20 protein-coding genes are annotated in these 21,322 nt (G+C 33.4%); 9 read left to right on the top strand and 11 right to left on the bottom strand.

The window, feature by feature from the left end; all coding sequences use genetic code 11:
• Positions 1 to 104: 104 nt before the first annotated feature.
• Positions 105 to 461, bottom strand: coding sequence for a winged helix-turn-helix transcriptional regulator (locus SB717_RS30375; RefSeq protein WP_098804187.1), 357 nt, complete (start codon positions 459 to 461; stop codon positions 105 to 107).
• A gap of 223 nt (positions 462 to 684) precedes the next feature.
• Between SB717_RS30375 and SB717_RS30370 the strand changes: the two genes are divergently transcribed.
• The 5 genes from SB717_RS30370 to SB717_RS30350 all read left to right on the top strand — a co-directional run bounded on the left by SB717_RS30370 (position 685) and on the right by SB717_RS30350 (position 7,558).
• Positions 685 to 1,722, top strand: coding sequence for an LLM class flavin-dependent oxidoreductase (locus tag SB717_RS30370; protein WP_410906309.1), 1,038 nt, complete (start codon positions 685 to 687; stop codon positions 1,720 to 1,722).
• A 90-nt stretch (positions 1,723 to 1,812) separates the two neighbouring features.
• On the top strand, positions 1,813 to 2,955 hold the full coding sequence (locus tag SB717_RS30365) for an NtaA/DmoA family FMN-dependent monooxygenase (RefSeq protein ID WP_410906307.1): 1,143 nt from the start codon (positions 1,813 to 1,815) through the stop codon (positions 2,953 to 2,955).
• A 208-nt stretch (positions 2,956 to 3,163) separates the two neighbouring features.
• The gene (locus SB717_RS30360) at positions 3,164 to 3,898 is read left to right on the top strand and encodes an NADPH-dependent F420 reductase (RefSeq protein WP_410906305.1); all 735 of its coding nucleotides are present in this window, start codon (positions 3,164 to 3,166) and stop codon (positions 3,896 to 3,898) included.
• Positions 3,899 to 4,922: 1,024 nt separating this feature from the next.
• Positions 4,923 to 5,957, top strand: a complete 1,035-nt coding sequence (locus tag SB717_RS30355; protein ID WP_410906303.1) for an O-antigen ligase family protein — start codon at positions 4,923 to 4,925, stop codon at positions 5,955 to 5,957.
• A 419-nt stretch (positions 5,958 to 6,376) separates the two neighbouring features.
• On the top strand, positions 6,377 to 7,558 hold the full coding sequence (locus SB717_RS30350; RefSeq protein ID WP_410906301.1) for an IS256 family transposase: 1,182 nt from the start codon (positions 6,377 to 6,379) through the stop codon (positions 7,556 to 7,558).
• A 160-nt stretch (positions 7,559 to 7,718) separates the two neighbouring features.
• On the opposite strand, the gene SB717_RS30345 is transcribed toward SB717_RS30350, so the two are convergent.
• Both SB717_RS30345 and sigH read right to left on the bottom strand, forming a co-directional pair.
• Complete coding sequence (locus tag SB717_RS30345) at positions 7,719 to 7,871, bottom strand: hypothetical protein (protein ID WP_410906299.1); 153 nt, start codon at positions 7,869 to 7,871, stop codon at positions 7,719 to 7,721.
• A gap of 196 nt (positions 7,872 to 8,067) precedes the next feature.
• Positions 8,068 to 8,688: an RNA polymerase sporulation sigma factor SigH gene (sigH, locus tag SB717_RS30340; RefSeq protein WP_410906297.1), complete on the bottom strand. Its 621-nt coding sequence runs from the start codon at positions 8,686 to 8,688 to the stop codon at positions 8,068 to 8,070.
• 451 nt (positions 8,689 to 9,139) lie between these two features.
• Between sigH and SB717_RS30335 the strand changes: the two genes are divergently transcribed.
• Positions 9,140 to 9,868, top strand: coding sequence for a hypothetical protein (locus SB717_RS30335; RefSeq protein WP_410906295.1), 729 nt, complete (start codon positions 9,140 to 9,142; stop codon positions 9,866 to 9,868).
• Between the two features lie 497 nt (positions 9,869 to 10,365).
• Here SB717_RS30335 and SB717_RS30330 read toward each other — a convergent pair whose 3' ends face one another.
• A complete protein-coding gene (locus SB717_RS30330) occupies positions 10,366 to 11,277 on the bottom strand; it encodes a LysR substrate-binding domain-containing protein (protein WP_410906293.1) in 912 nt (303 codons plus the stop codon).
• A gap of 186 nt (positions 11,278 to 11,463) precedes the next feature.
• Between SB717_RS30330 and SB717_RS30325 the strand changes: the two genes are divergently transcribed.
• Positions 11,464 to 12,648, top strand: a complete 1,185-nt coding sequence (locus SB717_RS30325) for an MFS transporter (protein ID WP_410906291.1) — start codon at positions 11,464 to 11,466, stop codon at positions 12,646 to 12,648.
• Between the two features lie 137 nt (positions 12,649 to 12,785).
• On the opposite strand, the gene SB717_RS30320 is transcribed toward SB717_RS30325, so the two are convergent.
• The 4 genes from SB717_RS30320 to SB717_RS30305 form a co-directional block, all read right to left on the bottom strand.
• Positions 12,786 to 12,983 (bottom strand): hypothetical protein, encoded by a 198-nt coding sequence (locus SB717_RS30320; RefSeq protein ID WP_410906289.1) that lies wholly within the window; start codon positions 12,981 to 12,983, stop codon positions 12,786 to 12,788.
• Positions 12,984 to 13,238: 255 nt separating this feature from the next.
• Positions 13,239 to 14,744 (bottom strand): murein biosynthesis integral membrane protein MurJ, encoded by a 1,506-nt coding sequence (murJ, locus tag SB717_RS30315; RefSeq protein ID WP_410906287.1) that lies wholly within the window; start codon positions 14,742 to 14,744, stop codon positions 13,239 to 13,241.
• An 83-nt stretch (positions 14,745 to 14,827) separates the two neighbouring features.
• A complete protein-coding gene (locus tag SB717_RS30310) occupies positions 14,828 to 15,451 on the bottom strand; it encodes an NUDIX hydrolase (protein ID WP_410906285.1) in 624 nt (207 codons plus the stop codon).
• A 528-nt stretch (positions 15,452 to 15,979) separates the two neighbouring features.
• Entirely contained in the window at positions 15,980 to 16,651 is a 672-nt protein-coding gene (locus SB717_RS30305; protein WP_013060040.1) for an HAD family hydrolase, read from the bottom strand.
• A 526-nt stretch (positions 16,652 to 17,177) separates the two neighbouring features.
• Here SB717_RS30305 and SB717_RS30300 point away from each other — a divergent pair.
• On the top strand, positions 17,178 to 17,939 hold the full coding sequence (locus tag SB717_RS30300) for a site-2 protease family protein (protein WP_410906283.1): 762 nt from the start codon (positions 17,178 to 17,180) through the stop codon (positions 17,937 to 17,939).
• 122 nt (positions 17,940 to 18,061) lie between these two features.
• On the opposite strand, the gene SB717_RS30295 is transcribed toward SB717_RS30300, so the two are convergent.
• The 3 genes from SB717_RS30295 to SB717_RS30285 all read right to left on the bottom strand — a co-directional run bounded on the left by SB717_RS30295 (position 18,062) and on the right by SB717_RS30285 (position 20,468).
• Positions 18,062 to 18,322 carry a hypothetical protein gene (locus tag SB717_RS30295; protein ID WP_410906281.1) on the bottom strand — a complete coding sequence of 87 codons (261 nt, stop codon included), beginning with the start codon at positions 18,320 to 18,322 and terminating at the stop codon, positions 18,062 to 18,064.
• 769 nt (positions 18,323 to 19,091) lie between these two features.
• Positions 19,092 to 19,928 (bottom strand): STAS domain-containing protein, encoded by an 837-nt coding sequence (locus tag SB717_RS30290; RefSeq protein WP_410906279.1) that lies wholly within the window; start codon positions 19,926 to 19,928, stop codon positions 19,092 to 19,094.
• Positions 19,929 to 20,156: 228 nt separating this feature from the next.
• A complete protein-coding gene (locus SB717_RS30285) occupies positions 20,157 to 20,468 on the bottom strand; it encodes a hypothetical protein (RefSeq protein ID WP_410906277.1) in 312 nt (103 codons plus the stop codon).
• A 308-nt stretch (positions 20,469 to 20,776) separates the two neighbouring features.
• On the opposite strand from SB717_RS30285, the gene SB717_RS30280 reads away from it, so the two are divergent.
• On the top strand, positions 20,777 to 21,016 hold the full coding sequence (locus SB717_RS30280) for a hypothetical protein (RefSeq protein ID WP_207372672.1): 240 nt from the start codon (positions 20,777 to 20,779) through the stop codon (positions 21,014 to 21,016).
• The last annotated feature ends 306 nt before the right edge of the window (positions 21,017 to 21,322 follow it).

The raw sequence follows: 21,322 nt of genomic DNA, 5'->3' as shown, positions 1-21,322 counted from the left end.
TCAAATAATAAATGAAAAACATAATTATAGTAGGTGCAAACTAATTCGCTCAAATAATATTCAATTCCAAAGGTACTATAGTAGTTACACGATTTTTTAGACTTTTATTCTTTTTCTCCGAATTTTTTTCCGAACTCCTCCATTAAATCAATAATAGGAACAAGCGAAGTGCCTTTTGATGTTAGTGAATATTCAACACGTGGGGGCACCTCAGGGTAAACTTCGCGCTTAATTATACCATCTGCTTCTAATTCTCGAAGTTGTTTTGTAAGCGAGCCTTGAGAGATATCCCCCAAAAAGGCTTTAATTTCACTGTATCGACGTTCCTTAGTTTTTAAAAACCAAAGGATTAAATATTTCCAACGCCCGGAGAGTATGTTTTGTGTATAAGCAATACCATACATTTCTCTTTCTTCTCGTATAAATTCTCTTTCAAACCCATCTTTACAAATTCTCGTCATCCTTACACCTCTTCTATCTACTCATAAGTACAAAAAAATGTACTACGGCAATTTAAATTGCCCTCTTCCAAAAGATGAGCAATAATTTTATTCTAGTGTATGTAACAAAAACACACATTACAATCTAATAGTGGCTAAAATTATTAAAAATTAATTTTATATATTTTTTTATCAGGATAGTTAGCCGGCTAACTATTGATAGAATTAAAAGGAGTTTTACAACATGTCAAATAAACAATCGAATGATCAGTTAAAGTTATCCATCTTAGATTTCGTTCATGTTTATCAGAGCAGTAATCCTACTGAAAGTCTAAAGAATTCAACAGAGATGGTGCAGTTAGCTGATAGGTTAGGGTACACCCGATATTGGTTTACTGAGCACCACAACACTACTAGTCAAATTAGTACATCTCCTGATTTATTAAGTGTACATGCAGCTTCACACACAAAAAAAATACGTGTAGGTTCTGGGGGAATTATGTTACCAAACTATAGTCCCTTTAAAGTCGTAGAAAATTTTACCTTACTTGAAGCTTTACATCCTGGACGAATAGATCTTGGAATAGGAAGAGCGTCAGGAACAGATGGATGGACAGCATGGGCCTTACAGCGTTCGAGGGAAGCTCTTGCTGCCAATGATTTTCCAGAACAGTTAAACCACTTACTTTCATTTTTTTCGCGGGATTTTCCAAGGACTCATCCTTTTAGCAACATTACACCTCCAGGTGACCCGTCGTTAGTGCCTGATATGTATATGTTGGGATCTAGTGAAGGTGGTTTACAGTTTGCCCTAGAAAAAGGGCTTGGTTTTGTATTTGCAGCCCATTTAGCACCTCAGTTAGCAATTCCCATTCTTCGATCATATCGCAAAGACTTTACGTCATCTTTGTATATGAAGGAGCCGAAAAGTATATTAGCTATTGGTGTTATTGTAGCAGAAACAGAAGAAGAGGCAAAATATTTAGCAGGTCCAGTAGAGTTAACGTGGGCAAGAATGAGAACTGGTTCCTCTAATTTATCATTTCCGACTCTAGAAGAAGCCGAGTCCCATATCTATACACCAGAGGAGGAGGAAGCTCGAGATGCTAATAAGGATCGTTTTGTGATTGGAAGTGTGAATGATGTAGCTGCCCAATTGAGGCAGATGGCAAAAGCAGCCCTAGTTGATGAAATCATGATAGCTGATTTCTACCCTAGTCAAGAAAGTCGACTAAAAGGATACCAATTACTTGCTGAAGAATTTGATCTTAGGTCTAAATAAGTGCAGAACGTACGCCAAATGGACAAAAACCTGCGTCAAAACATGAAAATAGGTTAGTTTTTTGCAGTAAATAGAAAGAAGAGGGTATAAATGACAAATAAAAAACAGCTTAAAATTGGAGCTATTATAGATGGTGGAGGCTGGAATTACATGGGATGGCGCCATCCCGATATGCCAGCTAATGCCAGTGAGAATGTAGATTATTATGTACAGAAAGCTCAAAGAGCTGAAGAAGGTAAGTTTGATATGATCTTTTTAGCTGATGTCAGCCACATTGGGCCTGGGATGATTCCACATTATTTGAGTATGTTTGAAGGCGTAAGTATTCTGTCTGCGCTTAGCATGGCTACTACTCATATTGGCCTTACTGCAACCATTGCGACTTCCTATGCAGATCCATTCACCGTAGCGAGACAGATGGCTTCTCTTGATAAAATTAGTAATGGTCGAGCAGGCTGGAATGCGATTACTTCCAACCCTGGAGGATTAGCAAATTATAGTCGAACACATCTTTCTAAATCGGATTTATATCCAATGAAAAAAGAATTTTTAGAGATTGTGAAAGGGCTATGGGATTCATACGAAGATGATACTTTTATACGGGATAAAGAAAGTGGAATATTTTTCAACCCAAGAAAAATGCATCCCCTAAATTATAGAGGTAAGTTTTTCTCAGTGGAGGGTCCATTAAATATTAGTCGTTCTAGACAAGGAAGACCTGTCATTTTCCAAGCTGGTACTTCATCAGAATTTATGGATATTGCATCGAAACATGCTGAAGGTGTATTAGTGAATGGCGACAATTTTGAATACGCTAAGAGCTTTAGCATGGAACTAAAAAGAAGGGTAGCCCTAGAAGGTCGTTCACCAGATGATTTTTTAATCATGCCGACTCAAAACCCAATTGTTGGCAGAACAGAAAGAGAGGCTGAAGAGAAATTTCAGGAGTTAGAAAGCTTAATGCCATACGGATACAGAATCCCCAAACCGAAATTTTGTGGTTCGGCCGAGAAAGTAGCTAATCAAATTCAACATTGGTACGAGGCGGGTGCTATGGACTTGCTTCTACTAAGGCAGGAGCATCCTTCCGGATTTGATGACTTTATTGATTTAGTTGTCCCTATCTTACAAGAAAAGGGGATTTTCCGTAAGGAATATGAATCATACACTTTACGTGGTAATTTGGGTTTACCTTACCCAAAAAACAGATATGAAACATCAACTAAGAAATAATTAGAGAATTAGTATATATACATTTAATTTATCAGCAAATACGAGAGAATCATAAATCATCATAGATATAAATGAAGAAAAATTATCGTTAATTAAAAGGAGATTGTTTAATATCTAATGAATATATGTTTACGGTTTGATAAACATATCATTGTGCAATTTAAACAAAGCAATTCTTTTATATACAAATTCTTGAGGAGGAACAATAATGAGATTTGGAATTATAGGTGCAGGCTCAATTGGGTCAATTATTTCTAAAAAATTAGTTAAGAATGGGCATGATGTCAAAATTGCAGATGCAAGAGGAATTGAACGTTTAGAAGGAAAAGAGCTTGCTGGAACACCTGTACGTGTAGAAGATTCAATTAAAAATATTGAAGTTCTTATAATATCTCTCCCTATAGAAGCAATGCCAAGCATTCGAAACATTATCGATCAAGTCGAGGAGGAAGTAATCATTGTAGATACTTCAAATTATTATCCTTTTAGAGACGGCAAAATTAAAGAAATCGAGAACGGAATGGTTGAAAGTGTTTGGGTTTCAAATCAATTAGGTAGACCTATCATTAAAGCTTTCAACAATTTATTGGCCCATACTTTAGAAAATGAAGGAACTCCCGAAGGTACTAGTGGACGCATCGCTATTGCCATTGCTGGTAATGACCTATCACAAAAACAAGTAATCATGGACGTAGTAAACGAGCTAGGCTTCGATGCAGTAGACAGTGGTTCTTTAAGTGACTCTTGGAGACAACAGCCAGGAACTCCTGCTTACTGCACAGAGCTAACAAAAGATGAACTCACGAATGCATTGGAAAAGGCAAATAAAGAAAAAGCATCATTACTACGGGACAAGGTGATAGAAAGGTTTGCGGAAGAAAAGGAAGTTGAATTTTCACATAAAGATGTTGTGAATCTAAACAGAGAAATATACAATTCATAAAAACAAAAGGTGCACTCAGCTAGAGCGCACCTTTTTTACATCCATGTATTTTAGGAGGTATTGTATTAGGAATTGCCATCATCGATCTTGTTAATTAGTTCGCAAGGTGATGCGCTTTATCTTACCTGTCACCTTCTATAGCACCTTGATTTACGTTTTTGGAACATTCATGTTTTGGCTAGTTAACATAACAGGTATTTCCGGAACCCACCCTAAAAAAGAACCCTTGTCGCAGAACGTTACAATGAGCAAAGGCCTTTTTTTATTTTATTTCGTAATCTCTACTATTCTACCACCCTCACTTTCCCATTCGTCGAGATTTACAGTATCATTTGGATCAGGAGAGTTCTCACTGTTTTCTGATATGAATAACCATTTATTTTCCACACTATAACCCCCAGTAGATAAGTTGACTGAAATAGCGTCTTCCTAATTTTCACTGTAATCATTCCATGTATATATAATGTGCCTTACTCTATTTTATGTATGACTTATCTGCATGATTCGATAAACGTTTTGGTTCTGGTAGAAGAAATCCAATACAAATGGGCCCTTTTTCTACAATTGATGTAATTGTTTAAACTTTACATCACATTTACTTTTTAGAAACAAAATTGAGAAAAAAATATGTTATTTTTAAATCATTGATTTTTATTCATTAATTGATTTACATTGTTTTACTAGTCATTACACCAATTTTCATGAAATTTTTATACTTCAACCTAATTTAAACTAATGTTATTCCAAATAGTTAAATCTCAATCTCAAAAAGACTAAGAGTCACGCCATTTTAAATTAGGAGGATTTCATGAGCATATTTTTTCAGTCATTTAGAAAATTAACCGCATTAGAATTAAGATTACTGCTATGTTTCCTTTTACCACCATTAGGTGTTTTTCTTTTATTACTTAGTGGTCTACATACCATCTGTAAACACTGGAAGGAAAAAAAGCGATTCGTCTTTTCCTTAAGCTCCTATTTTTTTCTTTGTCTTTTTATCTCAACTATTGGAGCCTCTATTTCAATGAAGGAAATATCTTATTTAAGTGTTAGTGGGATGATTCTAGGATACTGGGGACTATATTTAAGAATCTTGGATACTGAAAAGAACCAATTATTTCAGCATTTTCGATTGATCATGATTTTTGGAGGCGTATACAGTTGTGTAATAGGTTGGTTTTCACAATGGTATACCTTTCCTCTAGCTGTCGGCTATTTAACGGGTACTGTACCCTTAGGCTTAGGACATTTTGATTTAAACCGATTAGTTGGCTGTACATACAACCCCAACTTTACTGTATATATTCTGTTAATTTCCATTTCCTTTCTTTTAGCTCATTTGCTTGCTAGTTTGAGGAGCAAACGATTCGTCCATTTCGTTTGGGTGTTTCCTATACTGTTCCTACTAAGCTATGGTGTTATTCAAACCGGTTCAAGGGCGGGCTTTGCGTCGATGATTTTGATTTATCTTTTATTTATCATGCGTTTAAACCGATATATCTTCATTATTAGTATACTGTTTATACTCTCGCTATCTAAATGGTTACTTCATTTAATGCCGAGAAACGAGCTGGTAAATCTATCAATGCAAGTAAGGAAAGACATATGGAAAAGCTCCTATAAAATATGGCAAGATCATTCTATCTTTGGTGTTACCCCAATCGGCTTTGGCCAAGAATATTTAAAGGATTACAATGAAGTCGTGCCACATGCTCATAATATCTTAATTGGCATGTTTGCGGAATATGGGACGCTAGGAGGGTTAGCTTTTTTACTTGTTATCTGTTTAAACCTTGTCAAATGTATTCATTTATTCTTTTCGATACGAAGTCATAAATGTTTATTAGACAGCTTTTTATTGAGCTTGCCTATTATTATTCTTACGGGAGTTTTTGATGAGCCCCTATTTTCACCGCAAATAGGTTTTTTAACGGTAATATTGTTTGCTTGTTGGGACAGGTATACTAAACGGATGCATTATGTTATAGTGTATCCATTCATTTCACGAATTAAAGATTGGATTTATTTAGATGCCACGGCACCAAATAATCAAAAATAATCAAACTGAAACTATCCATAAGGGTTATAAAAGTAGCAATTAAATTACCTTACTAATATTATTTAATTTAGCCTCTCTGAACTTTCAGAGAGGCTTTTTATAAATCAAGTAATTTCACTGTTACTTATGGTAAGGTTCGCTTAGATTAATCCTAAATACTAATTTATAAATAAAAAATATCTCTGGACGTAAAAGAGTGATAATATTAGTTCTAAATGTTAAATAATTATTAGTTTGTTTTTACTTATAAAAAAGTAATTGTTAAGCTACTTTATTGAAAAAAAGTTTATCTATTACTTATTATGTAGTCAAACGTTGAGAGCGTAAAATATCTTGTGTAAATGAATAAATGCAAAAAGGAAGACCTTTTCTTGTAGAATTAAGTCACCACAACCAATTCAAAGAAAGAAGGTCTTCCTATGAATCAGTTTACAACAGATCTTGTTCAAGCTCTAGTCCAAAAAGAAGATGTGACGGAAATTTTCCGTTCTCACTTAGAAAAAGCTGTTAATACACTCTTAGCGAGCGAATTAACAGCTTTTTTGGACTACGAAAAATATGATCATATTGGATTTAATACAGGGGATTCACGAAATGGTTCGTATGAACGGACGCTGCACACAGAGTTTGGAGAACTTCATCTTGTTATTCCTCGTGATCGGAATGGCGACTTTAAGCAACAGACGGTGGCTCCTTATAAAAGCGCCAATGATACGCTTGAAGCGTTTGTCATTCATATGTTTCAAAAGGGTGTAACGACAGCTGAAATTGCCCATTTAATGGAGCGCATGTATGGTCATCACTACACGCCTCAAACCATTTCAAACATGACAAAGGTGATGTCTGAACAGGTAGATGCCTTCCGTGATCGAACCTTGTGCGCACGTTATGCGTGCGTTTATTTAGATGCTACGTACATCGCCTTGAAACGAGATACGGTGTCAAAAGAAGCTGTCTATATTGCCGTTGGCATTCGCGAAGACGGTTCAAAAGAAGTACTTGGCTATACAATCGCTCCTAACGAATCCGCCTTTGTCTGGAAAGAACTTTTAGAAGACATCAAATCTCGTGGTGTAGAGGAGATTCTGTTGTTTATTTCCGACGGGTTAAAAGGCATTTCGGACAGTGTTTTCTCTGTCTATCCAGCTTCTTCTTATCAAACATGCTGCGTCCATCTTTCACGGACGATTGCTCATAAAGTTCGTGTATCCGACCGAGCTGAAATCTGTGAAGACTTCAAATCTGTGTACCGTGCAGAAAGCCTTGAAATGGGCCAACAGGCCCTACATTCGTTTATTGAAAAGTGGAAGTCAAAGCACCCAAAAGTTACAAAGCCATTGCTCAATAACTCTTATTTGTTCACGTTTTATAGCTTTCCTAAGTCTATTTGGCGCAGTATTTATTCGACCAATCTCATTGAATCTTTTAATAAACAAATCAAGAAATATAGTAAGCGTAAGGAACAATTCCCAAACGAAGAGTCACTTGAACGCTTCCTCGTTTCCCAATTTGACCAGTATAATCAGCGCTTTGCTACAAGATGTCACATTGGTTTTGATCAAGCTCGCGCAGAGCTACAAATGATGTTTAAAACAAACTAGTGAATAACGTCTATAAGAAAAGGAAATTCGTATTTACACAAAATTATTGACGGTCCCTTTGTCGTTAGTAAGTGTAAATGATGAAATAATTAATATTTATAAAGTAGGTTAATATTTACTTATTTAGATATTAACTGTTTCACTCGATATATTTAACCTATTATTTCCTATCCTGTATAACCAATTTTATATGTAATATATCTGACTCTCTTATCCCTAAGGTATTCATCTCTTCTCTTAAGGTTATCTTTTTTCTTATTTTAATGGTTCGCTCACTACCATCCACCAAGGTGTAAACTCTAATTTTATTCATGTAACGACTCCTCCTTTTGTCCAGAAAGTAAAAAGAAGTATAATGGCGTTCTCTGGTTATAGACTTTTGCTAAAAGGCAGCCAATTAATTTGGCTGCCTTTTTATTTGTCTGATAAAATTGAAATCTTTGCACCAGAACTACAATAACTATATTACTTACTTTATATCTTTGAACATAAGCCATGGGTATGATTCTTTATACTTTCTTTTTTATTCGTTGTAAAGCATTATCTACTGACTTTCTAGATAAATGTAAGGCTTCTGAAATCTCTACATATGTTCGTCCCTCCATATACAAGACAAGTACATTTCTCTCTAATTCAGTTAATTTCTCTTCTATTTTACCTTTTCTCTCTAGCATCTTCTCTTGCTCAAGTAGAGTTTGTTCGGGTTTTAGTACATGTGGATTTGAAATAGTATCAATTAGTGTAAGCGTAGGTTCAAATTCAGTTGAAATAATAGGTGTATCTAAAGAGAGTGCTGTATTAAGATGAAAATGTTTCTGGCGATTTCCTGCTTTAATAGCAGTAATAATTTGCCGAGTAATACAAAGATCTGCAAACCATCTAAAGGAATTCATTTTTTCTTTTCTAAAATCACGTATTGCTTTATATAATCCAACCATTCCCTCCTGAAAAATATCTTCTCTATCGCCACCTTTTAAGAAATAAGTTCTGGTTTTGGAATGAACAAAATATTCATATTTAGTCAGTAACGTATGTAATGCCTCCCTATCTCCATCGTGAAACTTTTGAACTAACTCTTCGTCTTCTACTGCATTCACATCATTTATTTGTTTCATGTCTACTACATTCATATAAGTTCCTCCATTTCACTAGTGATGCTCTCCATAAACTACTGTAGGCAAAGAAAGAAGTAATCATAAAAAACTGATCCCTCTTTATAAAAGATACATCTTTATCATAGAACAAAGAAAAGAGAAATCATGTCGAAATTTCCAACCGCACTAAATAAACCGTTAATGTTTTAAGGATTTTATAAAAGCGACTTCTTGTTGCACCATAAAACTGCTTATCGGTAGTTACTTAATCCTATGTTTGAGTATAGAGGCTGTATTTGTATGGATAGATTGCACAGTTTCTCCACATCTATTTGATATAAATAGTGGACAGCAGTACTTATCACAATGAAAGGGTGTAAATATGAAAAAGTTACTATTTGTCTTGGTATCTCTCTTAACTATGATTGCTTTGGTAGCATGTAATAAGGATTCTGAACATAAGCAGATAAAACACGAGATGGCAAACATGGACCATAACGATTCTTTAAAAGAAAAACAACAAGGTGCAGTACAAACCGATTGGAAGTTTGAACAGTATCCTCAGACTAATACAACCAACCAGTTAACAATCACAATCAAAGATAATAAAGGGAAGCCTATTTCCGAATTTGAGGTGAATCACGAAAAGAAAATGCATCTGATTGTTGCAAGCAAAGACTTGTCAAAATATCAACACATCCATCCTACTTATAAGGGAAATGGTGTGTTCACAGTACCTGTTACGTTTCCTCAGGGCGGATCATTTCAGTTAATTGCTGATTTTGTACCGAAAGGACAATCGGATACGGTTCAAATGCATACGGTTTCTGTTATAGGAAATACACTGGCTCCTGTTAGCCTTGCACCTGATAAGACATTAGTAAAAACTTTGAATGGGAATCAAGTATCTCTTAAAATAGATAGCCAGCTAAAAGCGAATCAGGAAACCATGCTAAATTTTCATTTTGAAGACACTCAAACCAAACAGCCTATTCAGGATTTACAACAATACCTTGGAGCTGTAGGACATGTTGTCATTCTAAATCAAGACGCAACAAAATATCTGCACGTACACGCGATGGATGAAAAGGCGAAAGGACCTGATGCTATGTTCCATACAACATTTCCTTCACCTGGCGTCTATAAAATTTGGGGAGAGTTTCAGCGCAGTAACAAAGTCTTTACAGTTCCATTCGTAGTGGAAGTTAGTAAATAACTAAAAAAGACTCTATCTCTGTGGGTTATTCGTCAATCATCCTTGTTATAAAACAGAAAGGATTTACCTACGATCTAGGGTAGGTTCTTTCTGTATGAATAATTTATACTTTATTGAACAAACTACCCAAGATGCAATAAGGCATCACTCATGAAACCCAATTACGTAACCGAAAAAACTACCCCATCACACACCAGGGTAGTTTTTTCGGTTCTTAAGCTGTATATCATATACAAACGTAGTTACCATAATGTTTTTTTCCGGAACCAAGCAAAAGACCAATTCCTTGGGAGACAAGGGATTGGTCAAGGTGTCTTTTTATGCTTTATATAGCTTTTCATACATCCTTAATATGACTAAATTTTCTCAACGCCTAGATGGAGGCAGTATGTATACGTGGATATATCATTTTCATTTTATATACTTTTACTTAAGCTAATGATGAGTTTAAATACAAGTATAAATTCATTAGAAAATGTGCATGAACTCAGATAATATCAAAAACAATCATACTTATTAAAAATTGGAATGACAGATTCTTTTACTAATTCAACAAAAGCGTTTACTATTGGCGATTGATTTTTATTTTCCCATACAAGGGCTGTGACAGTATTAAATTTGTTATCTCTAATGTCACGATATACCACTTCATTTTGTAATAATAATTGTATTGAGGCAGGGACTATAGCTATACCAATTCCTGCAGAAACTAAAGATATAACAGTAGACATTTCTTTTGTTTCTTGTATGATGTTGGGGCTAAATCCTGCGTCATAACAACTATTAATTACCCCATCATAATGACATTGATTTGACTTTCTTCCAGTTAAAATAAAAGGATCGTTAGCTAACTCAATAAGATCGATTGAGGATGTTTTGGAAGCTAAAGGGTGTTCTTTTGGTAAGGCCACGACCATAGGTTCTCGTCTAATTATTTCAAGATTAAGTGATTCAGTTTCAATTGGTTCACTAATTATTCCAATATGAATAGTTCCCTCTTGTAAGGCTTTTAATTGTTCTGCAGACGTAAGTTGTTTTAAATTCACATGAATAGAGGGGTATTGTTTTCTGTAATGTTTTATAATGGCTGGAAGAACGTCATAAGCTGCCGAAGCTAAGAAACCAATAGCGATTTCTCCAATCTCTCCTCGACTCACCATTCTAACTGCTTCGATTGATTCGTCTAAATTTTTGAAAAGTTGATAAACTTTTTCTAGAAACACTTCCCCTTCTTTGGTTAACTCCACATGCCTTTTCGTCCGATGGAAAAGGGATACTCCCAATTCTTCTTCTAAATTGCGGATCTGAAGACTTAATGGTGGTTGTGCGATATTTAAACGAGCTGCAGCCTTGCCAAAATGTAGTTCTTCAGCTACCATTTTGAAATATTTCAAATGACGTAATTCCACTGTAATCCCTCTCTTTTCATTCATTAATACTTTAGATGTATTAATTACTTATCATATATATATTAGACATATTTATTGGCGTCTTGTAAAGTAGAAACGACGAATTCTTCATTCCACAGTTACATTATTTAGGGTCACTAATAAAGAATTAATAAGTTTTAATTACGCAGAAAGAAGGTTTTTAGGTTGTATTCATCAGCATCGAAATTATGGACTTGGCAGTTTTCCCTTATTATTTTAATAACTATCTCGTTCTACCTATGTCTACAAATGCTTACAGGGGGATTTTCAATTTTTGTTACAGAGTTTAGTCATAACCCAACTTTAGGAGGCGTTATGACGACGGCCTTTATGCTGGCCGCAATTATAACTCGTCCATTAACAGGAATTTTAATGCATAAAATAAAAATCAAAAAGGTACTATGCGTTATGATCCTTTTTGTGCTTGTTTGTATTATGATTAGTTACGGTCAACAAGTTATTCCTTTATTAATATCAATACGCATCTTAGAAGGTATAGGCTTTGGAGTTACAACAACTCTATTAGCTACTCTTGCAACAAATTTGATTCCCGAAGAACGAATGGGTGAAGGAATTGGCTATTTTGGAATGGCGACAAGTCTAGGAACAACCCTTGGTCCGATGATTGCTCTGTCAATTCTACATTCATTCTCTTTTAAATTTCTTCTTTTTATAACGATGTTTCTAATAGTAGTCTCATTGGTTTTTTCATTATTTATCAAAATCAAACAATCATCTTCATTCGATGAATCACCGATCCGAAAAGAATCACTAGTAGATTATATTTTTGATAAACGGGCTATGCTTCCATGCTTTTTAGTCATGCTTTTTTATTGCACTTATTCAGGCATTGTGAATTTTATTAATGGTCTAGGGGAAGCAGAGCATTTAGGTAGTAAAGTCTCTCTCTTCTTTTTAATTATTGCGGTTGTCATCGTAATAGTTAGACCCTTTTCAGGGAAAATTTACGATCAAAAGGGGCATAAGTACTTAATTTATCCGGCAAGTATCTGCAGTATCATTGGTTTGATTTTAATAGCATTTGCGCATGGCCTTACGACATTTTTCATTGCAGCCGTACTTTACGGTATTGCTTACAGTGTCATGCAACCTTCATTTCAAGCATGGGCGGTAAGCAGGGTAACGACTGATAAAAAAGGAACGGCTAATGCCATGTCCCTCAGTTCTATGGATTTAGGAATGGCTCTTGGTGCGCCGGTTCTAGGTGAAGTTGCTAGTCTAACTGGTTACAGAGGGATGTACAGTCTTTCCTCATTGCTAATTGTCGCCCTTATCTTAATGTATACAGCGAGACACCTTAAGGACATTAAGGAGCAAAAGGAGCTCTAACTAAAACTTTAAGGGAAAAGAAGAATTTTTTAACACTTAAATTGATTTCATAAAAAATAAATAAGAATCCTTTGCCGATATTGCAAAGGATTTTTAAATAACATAATGTCTCTTAAGGAACCCAAGTCCTAGAGTAATTAACCTAGTTCTTTTTCTTGCTGTTTTAGCACCTTACTTGCGAGTTCTAATTGCCTCATTCTTCTTTGAAGTTCTAAATTATTCAATTCTTTCTCTAACTCTGAAGATAACTTGATTCTTTGCTTAGCATTCTCCATTAATTCTCTAGTAAGTGCTAGTCTTTTTTCATTTTTATCAAATTGATCTTTTAGATTCATATTAACAGCCCCTTCCCCACGACTTGCTACGTTCGACACTAAAGGGCAAAAAACCTTTAAAACAGATGGATATTAGCCACCTACTAAGCATAGGGGTTCTGATGCGGAAAATGGTTCTATTTGTCATCACTAAGAGTAAATGATAAAACATTAATAATATACGAAGTGTTTTACTATTCACCTAACTAAAAGTATTTTATTGGACGTAGACAAAAAGACAGCTGCAAAACAAACAGGGCTGTCTTTTGTCATTTTTTATTTTTTCATTTGTACTTTGATTTTTGGATAGATAATATTAAAATTAAAGATTCCTACAAATAAAGTGTAAATAAGTGTTCCTCCAATGATTATATAACCCAAATAGAAGTACAAGTTAGTAAAATTTAAAAAGTACACTTTCTTTAGAGAAATTAAGCAAGTAAGCATTACTATGGCTGAAAGTGAAATTTTTATATAATGTACTACTACCCACTTTAGATTAATTTTATTAACAAGTTTATAAAACCATGAAAAGGTTATAGAACAATAAATTAACCCAACCAGTGAAGAGCTTAATGCCAAACCATAGGCCCCGAAAAACTTAACAAAAATAAAATTAAACCCCACATTTAATAGAACAGAAAATAGACCAGCTTTTAAAATAATGCTTCCTTTATCTAAAGTGTATAACCCTTTAGCAATAACAGCCTGAATACTATAAGCTAAAACTGATCCTAAAAAGAAAATAGCAAAGCTAGAGGTTAGGACTGCGTCAGAAGCACTAAAATTTGTATAAATGACTTTTACAAGTTCAGGCATTAGATAACACATGCCTACTATTGCGGGAGCCAATAAAAGAAACATGTACACTAGCCCTTTTTCCATGCTTTTCTTGAACAATGCAATATCCTTGTCATGAAAGGCTTTCGCAATAATAGGATAGATCATCGTTGCCACGGTCACACCAAAAATAGCCTGGGGGATATTGACTAAACGAAATGCATAATTAAAACTTGAGACAATCCCTTCATCTAGATGAGAAGCAAAGCTGGCATCAACAGATAAATTAATTTGTCCTACTGCAGCAGTAAGGCCGATTGGGAGGAAAGAAATATAAAATTCGGAAATTTTATTCCAGTCCAAACTTACCTTTTCTCTATATCGATAAAAGTATATAAAACCTGCTTTTTTTAAAAAGAATGAAACAATGGTACCGATTAAGTAAAAAAGAGGGATAGACAAAATTCCAAATTTCTCATGAAAAAATATAAGTCCTGTTATAACAAATAAAACCACGATTAGCTGAGAAAATATTGACCAAGCAAATTTTCTATTGGCCTCTAAATACCCTTCATAGATAGAATTCATTCCAACAAACCCTAACGAAAGGAAGTAATAAATAGCTGTCCACACCGCAATTTGTTTACCATGCTGATTAAAGTTTGAGAATAAAAGTGGAACTACAATTAAAGAGATAAAAATTCCTATTATAGATCCAATGAAAGCAATATAAAAAGTACCTCTAATCATCATCGATGTATAGGAAAGTTTCCCATTTAGGTCTTTAACTTGAAAATACTTAGGTAAGAATGTTTCTTTTATTCCTGTTAAAAGAAATAAGATACAGATGTTAGGGATGTTCATAGCTGCAAAGTACGCATCAGAATCACTAGAAAGGCCATAAAACCTTGATATTAGGATATCCCTTAGCATACTTGAAAATTTTAATATGAGAGTAGCAAATAATAAAATTAAAGAAATTACACTTAGTTTTTTCATCATAAAAAGTTCCTTAATCTATAACAATGTTAGTTACATAAATTATTACTAGTCAAAACTTAATCATTTTTATAACCACACGGAGGTTATCTTAAATGTTTACTAATTAGATGTGCAATTTTCTTATAGAAAGACGCTTCATGAGGAACAAAATTATCTTTATTTACAAGTTGATCTAATGGCTTTCTTTTCTCATTCTTATCAATTTGAAAACCTTGAATTCTAATCTCCTCTTTATCACCCATGCAAAATTCATAAAAATCGTTGAATTTAGACCTTACGATACCTGAGACTTCTTCCTTTTGTAGTTCATATTCATTGAAACCATGTTTACTTAGGTAGAGAAAGGTATGTGCTAATTCTTTATCTACAAACTCCTCCCTGATCACACAGTATTCAATAAGGCCTAGCGAAATTAATTCATTCATTGAAATATCAATACCGACTTCTTCCTTAATCTCTCTTACCCCGTCGTATACCGTTTCATGAGCTAGTATATGTCCGGCAGCTGTAATATCCAAAAGGTTAGGATAGTCCTTTTTTGTATCACTACGAATTTGAAAATAAATATAATCTATTTCCTCTTCCCTAGCAATAAACCAACAATGAAATGTTTCATGCCAATAACCAAACTTATGTACTTCTTCCCGAGTGGCAACTCCCAGTTCATTTCTATCTTTATCAAATATTTTTATTTTTTCGCTTTCCACCAAAAAACCTCTTCTCTTATGTAATAAGTCCTAATTATACCATAATAAGGATAATACTTTATAGAATAGTAATTTTAGAGATAAATACAAATCAAAAGGTTACACTTGTACACAAGAGAACTCTTTAATTGAGTAACAAAAAGCCTTTAGAATTAGGCATTCTTAAAGGCTTTTTGTTGGAGCTTATTTATTTAAAATCTCTTCTTTTGTTAATACGTCTTCATATATTAATGGTTTAGTTCCTGCTTCTGGCAAAAGATAAACAAATACAGTGAATATAAGTTGAAGAAGTGAAACTCCAGCAAAAATTAAAAACAGACTTCTTTTATTCTTAAACCATATCAACAAACATAAAAGTAATGATATTAACGATAAAAAGAGAAAAAGAAAGAAGCTATATAAATAAGGAACACCATAATGATAAGAAATATCTAAAAAGAAAATTACTATGTAGAGAAGTATAAGAATTGACGGTATTATTTTAGAAAAAGTACTCATTAAAAATCCCTTTCATTTTATGAAGATCTATTAGATTAGTGAGCTATTGTTTATTTTAAGTACGATTGTTTTTAGCTCAATTAAATCATCTATTACCACATCAGCCTGCGCAAGTTCATCTGCTTGAGCAAAATCGAAATTGCACCCCACTGCTAGTAAATTATTATCCTTTGCAGCATTAATATCAGATAAACGATCTCCCACTACTGCTGCGCTTTTGATACCGTATTTCTTTATAATCGTTTTGACTAAATTGCCCTTATCCAAAGTTTGGATTTGCTGAATACTAAATGTCTCTGTGACCCAATTATTTAACTCGTAATAGTCTACAATTGCTTCTAAATAATCTTTTAAACCGTTACTTGCTATGTAAATGGAACAATTATTCTCTTTTAAAAAGCTAAAGATCTCCTTTACATTAGGGTATAAAGCACCCTTACCATTTCGTATATTCTCAACTAACCTTTTCAAAAAATAGTCATCTGTATACTTTCTTATTTCATCTGAATGAGTAGGTAACAAAGCTTCCCAAACTTTTGGTAAAGGTACACCCATAATTTCACGGTACTTATCAATAGGAGTACTCGTATCCCATTGGTTGAGCGTACGTAAATGGTTAAAGGTATCATCAAGTGACATTTCTAAAATCTTATCTGTTTGAAACAGCGTTCCATCCATATCGAAAATTAGTGATTGCAACATTGTTTATCTCCTTTTTCTAACAGTATAAAGTAAGTATTTATATATAGTACCATAAAAAGGAAATTGAGTGTGTGCTATTTATAACCAATTGCAATAAAAAATTATACTCAGCATATCCTGAACATAGTTTAGAATATTATGGTAATATTTATAATACATACTAAGGAGGATTAACTGGTTTTGGAATCGGAGTAATCAATTTTGCTATTCTTATAGGCTCCATTTTATCCATAATTATTATATTGATTAGTGAAATCATAAAAAGTAAAATCCTCAAAAAAACGTATCAATAAAGTGATAAAGGCTTTTATGTAGTTTTCTACTGTTTAAGTAACGTGGCCCCCAGTCATTGGACTGGGGGCCACGTTATGAGCAGAGTTTTTTTATTTTTTAAGTGATGCATTATATGCTTCTTTAGTTAACATAAAACACATTACCGGAAATAATTCTAAAAAACTTATTCTAATCTCTCTTACTAAAAATGATATAATTTCTATATTATTACATTTGTAAAAGGAGATACTTAATGAGTTTTCAAGAAATCATACTAATCATGATAGTTGCTACCATTGTACACGAAATAGGACACCTTATAGGAGCAAAAGTAGTAGGAATTAAAATTAAAGAAGCCTCTCTTGGATTTGGTCCAATATTATTGGAGTTCACTTTACAATCAATAAAGTTTAAAATTTGTTGGATTTTATTAGGTGGGTATGTTATGCCCGCCGGAAGTGATAAAGAATTTTTCACATATTCTAAGAAGCGTCGAGTAGTCTTAACAGCTTCAGGTGTGATAATGAGTATTGTCATTCTACCCATATCTTGTCTTATGATAATAAAGTTAATTGAGGGAGATTCATTTCATGTCGTCATGAAATTTATCGATTTAATACGTGTTTTCTTGAATCACCCTCTTCAATATTTTTACTCAGGATTAACTATATTTCCGACAACAACTTATTCTAATGAACTCTCTAATTATTTGAGTTGTTTAGCCGAAATTAGTTTGTTCCTAGGTATTGTGAACGCGTTACCTATTCCAGTTTTGGATGGTGGACAAATAGTAATGACCATGTTAGAAAATAAAATGCCGAAAATCAAAGATAAATATACCATTATAAATGGCATTGGATATTCAATTATATTAGCTATTATTTTACTCCCAATGATTGAGGTATTTATTACAAATATAAAAACTACGTTTCCGATTATTTTATTTATAGGATTTATAATATATAGAGTAGTTAAAATAAACCACAGATTTGAAAAAGGTAGTAAAGATATCTGATTATAATTAGCAATTATTGATCTTTATAACATATAAAATCTTAGTTACCCTAATCAGCATTCTAAGTACCAAAAAAAGCTTTGATTTTGAATAATCAAAGCTTTTTTATTGTTCATTGGCTTTTAGAAATTAAAGATAAACGCTGATGCAACTAAATAAGTTAATGAGAATAGACTTAATAAGAAAACAAAAGATGCAAAAAGTAAAACCTTTGCCTTTTTATTAATTGTTATCCCGTTTTTTAATAAGTTAGAGAATCCTAATAACAAACCTCCTAAAATCGCTATTAATCCGAACAATTGATTAACTGTACTTCCCATCCACACCCCTATAAAAAGAATTATTAAAGCAAAAAATGGGTTGAAAATAACATTCGCAGTCACATTAATTATCCCCCCTTCCTAAAAAATACTATTAATTACTATTTTATCAGAAAATGGATTTAAGAAACATTGAATATCATATACAGCCTTAGTTAATATAATGTGAGGTATCGGCGCTTTTCCAATTTAATGGAAATGTGATATTGTTAAATTATAGATAAATATTGCTTGTATTTTTAAAATTTAACGAAATGATTTGAGGTGTAATTTTGGGCCAGCTTACTATTTTAATTATTTGCGCTACCTGCCTAATCCTAGGAATATTTATAAAAAAGAAGAACGCTTAAAACTACAAATTTTTATGTATACCATATACATCTTTAGTTAACATAATCACTCTTTCCGGTACACATGGAAAAAGAGAACCCTTGGTAGGCAAAGGTTCTAGTCAGGCTACGATTTCTGCAATATGCAGCTTTTTATACATCCTTGATATGACGGGTTTTACCGTAGGTATGAATGACCTAAAGATGTATAAAAAGTGCACCTTTTATACATATGCTTAAGGTTGTACTATGTTGCCTTATTTATAAATTTGTTATAAAATTATTCAGACTTTTTATAAATTAAGTTTATGAATTCCCTTAAAAGCTATCCGTCCTGCAAAGATGGGGTAGCTTTCTTTTTTTTGTTAACGATAATAATTACTTTAACACCTTGTAATTGATCTAACTATCTTGTCCGTAAAAGTATACATTTTTAGTTACCATAATGGATTTTCACAAACTCATCTGCATTTCCGGGTGTAGGGAAAACGTCACTCTTCCTCCTACAGTCGATTCTGTTCTAAATATTCTTTTAAAGTTTGCTGTAACGTCCCTTTAGCTTCTGCTTTGTCCTCAAAGGAGATTCCTGAGTGAATCATTGTCCTAACTAGGTCAGCACGTAAGCCTGTAAGAATAGCTTTACTTCCCATCATTGAAATACCAGTTAATACTTTCCGAAAATGATCAATAACATGCATCTCCATGTTAGCAATTCCAGATAGGTCTATAATTAATGTTTCAATCTTTAAATCTGAGATGCCCATCAACACTTTCTCCTCAATCGTTTGGATACGATGGATGTCAATCATGCCGATTAACGGTAGTACAGCTACAGATTCGCTAAGTGGTATAATGGGCACCGATAGATGTTCAAGTAAGTCCCTTTGGGAGGCAAGTAATTCATCTTTATACTTGGAATAACTAATGAGAAAAGTGTTAAGAAATTGATCAATCCGATCATTAATTCGCTTCTCTAAGGCATAAAATTCTTCACGGTCTTTAAAATGGTTATTTATTCGATCATATTGATAGAGAAAATGCCACACTGTTCGCCTAATGGCCTGTACCCATTCTAGTTTGAAGGCAAGAGTTAAGGAGTGCTCTGCCCAGGCTACCCCCTCTTGCTGAGCAAAAGCAACAAGTTGTTCTTCCTTTTGCTCCACGACATATAGAGCTAGCTTTTGAGCATTTTTCAAAAGATCAATATTTCCCGTTTCTAAAATATCACTAATCTTAGAGGCAACGTTAACGGCCTCTGATAAGAGCTTATCCTGAAAATTCTGTTTATTATCTCTAATAAAATCGGTCATGTTCACTCTCTGATTATAAATGCTCTCCATCTTGAGTACGCCCCTTATTTTATAGTTGACTTTAAGTAATCAATATCTCTAACTGAAATATTATTTGTTTTCATTCTCATTCTTTATATATAAAGAAAAGTCCTGCTTCCTTGTACTATCCATAATAGATTTGGCTTTAGATAAAAAAATGATAATACTTTTATAATGAATTTTTAAATCTTGAACATACACTTAAGTAGTGCTCACTTTCTCCATAGGGATACAGAGTTAATGGAGGTTGTTTTCATTAGCTGATATCGATTGAGACAATTCATCAAAAATGTTCTGAACTTGTTCTTGATTTAAGGTTTCAGCTTTCTCCCAAACAATAGAAATATAACCTTCTAGATAATCAGGATAGGAAATCGAATCAGAACTAAGTGCTTTATAGAATAAAGGATTACCCCCTCTATCTACTTCACCCTTACATCTATAGTTTTCAAACTTCCAACCATCTTTTGTTTTTTTAAAATGATAAAGGTCTTTATGCCCCCACCGAGGACTGTAAATTTGCATTTTGAATCTAGATGCACTACTCAATTTCAGATACCTCCTTCAAAATATCATTATTTCAATAAGACTCTTTATATTTTACCCTGAAAACATATATTTTATATACATCTTTTTTACCTTATATATTCTCTAGTTCCCAACTACGTTTCACTCATCATATAGTGCTTAATCTTAATATGAAATTACACTTCTTTGTCTTTTTACAAATTTATTACATTTTTGAAATCTTTATTTCAATTATTAGAGGGAATAACTTATAAATATACCCTATGTTAAAATAGATTAAACTTTAATTTGTAAATTTTTTTATATAGTGAGAAAGGTCTTGGTGATAAATGACAATAATTAAAATCAAAGAAATGTTAGAAACTTTATTACAGTATGAAGACAGTGAAATCACTCATACCATTTGTAGTGAAGATAATACCTTTTCTCTCAGTTATTCCAAAGAACTAAGGAATTTTCAAGTGGAAAATGTTGAAACAGGTTATATTGAACATTTTCCAGACGTGGAGACTACATCTATAGCTTTGTATAGAATAATAAGTACTGTGGAAAAAGAAGTCACTGAGTAATAAGCTATTTTAAAGCTTACATAAGGTCTCCTTACGGAACACATCAAAAAAAAGAACCCTTGTGGGAGTTGGGTTCTAAGGAGGTTACGATTCCTGCCATATGCAGCTTTTATACATATGCCCATAAGGAAAAATATAGTATTTATTGAAAAAATATGATAATATTGATTTGCATCTAACTTTTCAATACTTGTTATACATTAGAACCCTGTGAAAAAGCTACCTCGCTTGAACTGAACCCAAAAAGTTAGACCCTTTATCTAAGCAGCGAATGAGGATTGAATTCTGTATTCTACAGGGGTCAAT

The organism is Priestia sp. SIMBA_032, assembly GCF_046535215.1.
GTDB lineage: Bacteria > Bacillota > Bacilli > Bacillales > Bacillaceae_H > Priestia > Priestia aryabhattai.
Note: the sequence above shows the minus strand (reverse complement) of the source record. Positions and strands in the feature narration are given on the sequence as shown.

Excerpts from the sequence above, each read along its gene's own strand:
- SB717_RS30280 (WP_207372672.1), top strand. The coding sequence starts at position 20,777 with ATGACAATAATTAAAATCAAAGAAATGTTAGAAACTTTATTACAGTAT.
- SB717_RS30360 (WP_410906305.1), top strand. The coding sequence starts at position 3,164 with ATGAGATTTGGAATTATAGGTGCAGGCTCAATTGGGTCAATTATTTCT.
- SB717_RS30290 (WP_410906279.1), bottom strand. The coding sequence starts at position 19,928 with ATGGAGAGCATTTATAATCAGAGAGTGAACATGACCGATTTTATTAGA.
- SB717_RS30375 (WP_098804187.1), bottom strand. The coding sequence starts at position 461 with ATGACGAGAATTTGTAAAGATGGGTTTGAAAGAGAATTTATACGAGAA.
- SB717_RS30300 (WP_410906283.1), top strand. The coding sequence starts at position 17,178 with ATGAGTTTTCAAGAAATCATACTAATCATGATAGTTGCTACCATTGTA.
- SB717_RS30370 (WP_410906309.1), top strand. The coding sequence starts at position 685 with ATGTCAAATAAACAATCGAATGATCAGTTAAAGTTATCCATCTTAGAT.
- murJ (WP_410906287.1), bottom strand. The coding sequence starts at position 14,744 with ATGATGAAAAAACTAAGTGTAATTTCTTTAATTTTATTATTTGCTACT.
- SB717_RS30350 (WP_410906301.1), top strand. The coding sequence starts at position 6,377 with ATGAATCAGTTTACAACAGATCTTGTTCAAGCTCTAGTCCAAAAAGAA.
- SB717_RS30365 (WP_410906307.1), top strand. The coding sequence starts at position 1,813 with ATGACAAATAAAAAACAGCTTAAAATTGGAGCTATTATAGATGGTGGA.
- SB717_RS30320 (WP_410906289.1), bottom strand. The coding sequence starts at position 12,983 with ATGAATCTAAAAGATCAATTTGATAAAAATGAAAAAAGACTAGCACTT.
- SB717_RS30345 (WP_410906299.1), bottom strand. The coding sequence starts at position 7,871 with ATGAATAAAATTAGAGTTTACACCTTGGTGGATGGTAGTGAGCGAACC.
- SB717_RS30305 (WP_013060040.1), bottom strand. The coding sequence starts at position 16,651 with ATGTTGCAATCACTAATTTTCGATATGGATGGAACGCTGTTTCAAACA.
- SB717_RS30355 (WP_410906303.1), top strand. The coding sequence starts at position 4,923 with ATGAAGGAAATATCTTATTTAAGTGTTAGTGGGATGATTCTAGGATAC.
- SB717_RS30335 (WP_410906295.1), top strand. The coding sequence starts at position 9,140 with ATGGACCATAACGATTCTTTAAAAGAAAAACAACAAGGTGCAGTACAA.
- sigH (WP_410906297.1), bottom strand. The coding sequence starts at position 8,688 with ATGAATGTAGTAGACATGAAACAAATAAATGATGTGAATGCAGTAGAA.